Origin of the sequence: Nocardiopsis sp. TNDT3, assembly GCF_003427465.1 — a bacterium.
Taxonomy (GTDB): domain Bacteria; phylum Actinomycetota; class Actinomycetes; order Streptosporangiales; family Streptosporangiaceae; genus Nocardiopsis; species Nocardiopsis dassonvillei.
In genome coordinates this window covers 1-4,535 of the sequence record NZ_QPFC01001363.1, presented here as the reverse complement: position 1 = coordinate 4,535, position 4,535 = coordinate 1, and the positions used below count along the sequence as shown (strand labels likewise).

The following is a 4,535-nucleotide window of genomic DNA, read 5'->3' as shown; positions in this document are numbered from 1 at the left end:
ACCGCGCGCAGCGCCGCGTCGGCGAACGCCCGGCCGATGCGGGTGTCGAGCCGGCAGACGGCCTCCATGGTCGTGCGGGCCGGGGGGAGCGCGGCGCGGATCTCCTCCCGCAGGTCGCCCGGGTAGGGCTCGGTGCGGTGCCCCAGCGGGGTCAGGAGGACGAGGTCCCCGTCCAGGGCGAAGCGGGCGGCGGCGACGTCGATGCCGTCGGCCGAGGTCCCCGAGGACAGGCCGACGACGATCACGCGGCGCCCGCCCGGGGTCGGCGGGTCCGGGTGAGTGCGTGCGGCGCGGGTCCGGCCGTGGACTCAGGCGCATCCCCCGGCCGGGTTGCGCGGACCCGACCTGCGGAAAACCCGTGGACACCACCCATACGACCAACCCTCCCGGTCCCGAACGCCTACCAGCGGTATACCGCGCGTCGCCGTGCGTCAACCGTTCCCGGAGACCGACACGGCGGTGTCCCCTGATGCCGGAGGGTTCTCACCGAACTCTTGCCCGCGGCCCGTAACCTTTCGTGTTCGTACGCACCACGAACCTTCAGGACTCCCGCATGCCCCACGCGCCCTCCGGCACCGCCGCTCCGTCGGCCCGGGCCCTCATCGTCGAGGACGAGCCCAACATCCTCGAACTGCTCACCGCCTCCCTGGAGCTGAGCGGCTTCGCCACGCGCGGCGCGCCCGACGCGGAGGCCGCCCTGGCCGCGCTGGACGGGTTCACCCCCGACATCGCCGTCCTGGACGTGACCCTGCCCGGCCGCAGCGGCCTGGACCTGGCCGGTGACCTGCGCGGGGTCGTGCCAGGCCTGCCGGTGCTGTTCCTGACCGCGCGCGACACGGTCCAGGACCGGGTGGCGGGCCTGCGGGCCGGCGCCGACGACTACGTCACCAAGCCCTTCAGCCTGGAGGAGGTCGTGCTGCGGCTGAACGCGATCCTGCGCAGATCGGGCCGCCGCGGTTCCGAGGGCGCCGAGCCCCTGCGCTACGCCGACCTGGAACTGGACGAGGAGGGGCACCAGGTGCGCCGCGCGGGCGCGCCTGTGCGGCTCTCGCCCACCGAGTTCGCGCTCCTGCGCTACCTCCTGCTCAACGCGGGCAAGGTCGTCAGCAAGGCGCAGATCCTGGACCGGGTGTGGGGCGGGGAGAGCGACGACATCCGCGTCGTGGAGACCTACGTCAGCTACCTGCGCCGCAAGGTCGACGCGGGCCGCCCCGCCCTGATCCACACCGTGCGGGGCGTGGGCTACAGCCTGCGCCTGGCGGCCGGGGGGAACGGGTGAGCGGCCGCCGTGGGCTCCACCGGCCACGGGGCCTGGGCGGCCGGATCCCCCTGGCGGTGCTGTGCCTGACCGCCGTGTGCCTGGTCGCCTTCGGCGCGGTCGCCACCCTGCTGCTCCAGCGTTCGCTGACCGAGGAGGTCGACCACCGGCTGCGGACCCTGCCCGCGCCCCGGCACGCGGCCGAGCGGGTGGAGCCGCCCGTCGGGGCGCAGCCGCCTCCGCTGCCCACCGACCTGCGCACGCTGGTGATCGGCGCCGACGGCGACGTGGTGGACAGCGTGGGGCAGACCGGCTCCGACGACGGCCTGCCGGACGTGTCGGCGGTACCGGCCGAGGAGTTGCGGGCGCGGTCCGGGGAGCCGTTCACGCTGCCCGGAACCGGGGGCGAGGGCGACTGGCGGGTGCTGACCACGGCCCGGGATGACGGCGGCGTCTTCATGACCGCCCAGTCCCTGGACGGGATCGAGGGCACGCTCGACCGGCTCGTGCTCATCGAGGCCGTGACGGGGCTGGTGGTGCTGGCGGCCGTGGGGTTCGGTACCGCGGCGATCGTGCGGTTCCAGCTGCGGCCGCTGCGGGAGATCGAGTCCACGGCGCGGGCCATCGCCGGGGGCGACCTGGACCGGCGGATCCCGCCCCAGGACCCGGCCACCGAGACGGGTCGGCTGGGCGCCTCCCTCAACACGATGCTCGGTGAGCTGACCCGGGCCCTGGGCGAGCGGGACCGCGCGGTCGAGACGACGCGGCGCTTCGTCGCGGACGCCTCCCACGAGCTGCGCACGCCGCTGTCCTCGATCCGGGGGTTCGCCGAGCTGTACCGGCAGGGCAGGGGTCGGGGGCTGGTCGCCGAGGACGCCCGGGCGGACCGGTGGATGTCGCGGATCGAGGACGAGGCCGGGCGGATGGGGGGCATGGTGGACGACCTGCTGACGCTCTCACGCCTGGACGAGGCGCCGCGGCTGGAGCACTCCGACATGGAACTGGTCGCCATCGCGGAGCGGGTGGTGCTCAGCGCCCGGGCCCGGGCCCCGCGCACGCCCGTGGCGCTGGAGGCCGAGGGACCCGTGCGGGCGGTGGGCGACGGCGACCGGATCCGCCAGGTGCTGGAGAACCTCGTCGGCAACGCCCTGACCCACACGCCCGAGGGCACGCCGGTGCGGGTGTCGGTGAGCCGGACCCAGGATCCGCCGCCTCCGGGACCGGCCCGCGCGGGCGCGCTACCGCCGGGGGTGGCGGAGGTGGCGGTCATAGCGGTACGCGACGAGGGGCCCGGCATCCCCGCCGGGGAGCTGCCCCGGGTGTTCGACCGGTTCTACCGGGCGGACGGGCCCCGCGAGCGGGCCGGGGCGGGGCTGGGCCTGGCCATCAGCGCGGCCTTCGTGGCCGCCCACGACGGCTACGTCACCGTCGAGTCGCCGCCGGGAGGGGGCTGCGTCTTCACCGTGGTGCTGCCGCTGGGCTGACCCCGTGGCACCGCTCGTCCAAGGCCCGGCCGACGGGATGGTCTCGTCATCGACACCTCCCGCCCGTTCGAGCTGACCGCGTGGAACGAGGGCGGCCCCGTCGTGCGCACGGGCGTCGGGCTTCCCCGCCGTCTCCTGCCGCTGCCCCGGACCCGGGCCGACCGGCCCGCCGGACGGCGCATGGCCGTCCGGGAGGGGATCGGCGGGCCGCTGACCGGCATGCTCACCGGTCTGACCGAAGCGCCCGAACCCCACCGCCTCGTCGACGGGGCCGAGGGCTTCCCGCCTCCGTGCTACCATCGTCGGCGCAGAGACAACCCGGTCGGCTGCGGGACCAGAAGTGGGAGGTGAGTTGATGTCTGCGGTGAAGGCCGCTGCCCTGCGCGGCGCCCGTCGGACCATCCTCACGTCCCGGGCCCCGGTCTGACCTGACGCTGACCCCCCTGTCCGAGCCCTGACGGCTCACAGGAGGCAGTGCTCCGTGCTCATCGGGGCCCCTTTTCTAGGGTCTCTACGTTGTCTCAATCCCTTTCGCGTCATGCTCAGCCGTACTCCCTGACGGACTACGGCTGGGACCGGGCGCGCGAACGCGCCTTCACCCCCCGTCGCGCCGACGGGCTGATCCCGGCCCGCGTCGTCCGGGCGGACCGCGGCTCGTGCGAAGTTGTCACCGACACCGGAACCGTCCGCGCGGACGTCCCCGGCGCCGCGGACCGGAGCGATCCGCTGACGGCGCCGTGCACCGGCGACTGGGCGGCGCTGCGCCCCCTCACCGGCGCCGCACCGCTCCTGCACGAGGTCCTGGAGCGACGCACCACCCTGGTGCGCGCCTCGGCCTCACGGACCTCGCACGGCCAGCTCCTGGCCGCCAACGTCGACACCGTCGTGGTGACGGTCTCCCTGGCCGCACCGCTCAAGCACGGCCGCACCGAACGCATGCTCGCCCTGGCGTGGGAGAGCGGCGCCCAGCCGGTCGTGGTCCTGACCAAGGCCGACGCGTGCGCGGACCTGCCCTCGGCGCAGGAACAGGTGTCACAGGTGGCCGCCGGTGTGGACGTGCTGGTCACCAGTGCCGAGACGGGGCAGGGCCTGGACGTCCTGGCCGCCGCCCTCAACGGCACCGTCGTGCTGCTCGGCCCCTCCGGGGCGGGCAAGTCCACCCTGGGCAACCGGCTGCTGGGCCAGGACCTGCTGGCCACCGGCGCCGTCCGGGAGGCGGACGGCAGGGGACGGCACACCACTTCCCGGCGGGAGCTGCTCCCGCTGCCCGGCGGAGGCGTGCTGCTGGACACCCCCGGCCTGCGGGCGATCGGCCTGCACGACTCCCGGGGCGGCCTGGAACAGACCTTCGCCGAGATCGAGCACCTCGCACAGGAGTGCCGGTTCACCGACTGCTCCCACACGAGCGAACCGGGCTGCGCGGTGCTGGCCGCCGTCGAGGGGGGAGAGATCCCCCGCCGCAGGTTGGACAGCTACCACCAGCTGCTCCGGGAGAACGCCTACGCCGCCTCCCGCACCGACGCGAGGCTGCGCGCCGACCGCGAGGCCGCCAGGAAGGACATCACCCGGCACCTGCGCGCCACCTACCGGTTCCGGGATCGCCAGCGGTGAGGGACACCGACGGCACCCGCCGGGGCACCGACGACGACCCGGTGACACAGGCGTTCCCGGGCAGTCCCGCTGCCGAGGCGGCCCGCCCGCCTGCTCCGCCCCCACGACGACACCGAGAACGGAACCTTGACTTCCTCTCCTGCCTGAAGGCAGGAGAATCCGGAACCACCTACCGGTGGTTC

Annotated in this window: 5 protein-coding genes; 4 read left to right on the top strand and 1 reads right to left on the bottom strand. The window is 74.8% G+C overall.

Going from position 1 to position 4,535, the window contains the following annotated elements; genetic code table 11:
* A partial coding sequence (locus DQW06_RS27855) for an anhydro-N-acetylmuramic acid kinase (RefSeq protein ID WP_198662574.1) occupies positions 1 to 245 on the bottom strand: 245 nt, incomplete at its 3' end.
* A gap of 308 nt (positions 246 to 553) precedes the next feature.
* Between DQW06_RS27855 and DQW06_RS27850 the strand changes: the two genes are divergently transcribed.
* The 4 genes from DQW06_RS27850 to rsgA all read left to right on the top strand — a co-directional run bounded on the left by DQW06_RS27850 (position 554) and on the right by rsgA (position 4,353).
* Positions 554 to 1,279, top strand: a complete 726-nt coding sequence (locus tag DQW06_RS27850; protein WP_071621992.1) for a response regulator transcription factor — start codon at positions 554 to 556, stop codon at positions 1,277 to 1,279.
* Entirely contained in the window at positions 1,276 to 2,742 is a 1,467-nt protein-coding gene (locus tag DQW06_RS27845) for a cell wall metabolism sensor histidine kinase WalK (RefSeq protein ID WP_013152857.1), read from the top strand. The genes DQW06_RS27850 and DQW06_RS27845 overlap by 4 nt, the downstream gene beginning before the upstream one ends.
* Before the next feature lie 102 nt (positions 2,743 to 2,844).
* Positions 2,845 to 3,093 carry a hypothetical protein gene (locus DQW06_RS29060; RefSeq protein ID WP_013152856.1) on the top strand — a complete coding sequence of 83 codons (249 nt, stop codon included), beginning with the start codon at positions 2,845 to 2,847 and terminating at the stop codon, positions 3,091 to 3,093.
* 165 nt (positions 3,094 to 3,258) lie between these two features.
* A complete protein-coding gene (gene rsgA / locus DQW06_RS27840; RefSeq protein WP_013152855.1) occupies positions 3,259 to 4,353 on the top strand; it encodes a ribosome small subunit-dependent GTPase A in 1,095 nt (364 codons plus the stop codon).
* Positions 4,354 to 4,535 lie beyond the last annotated feature (182 nt).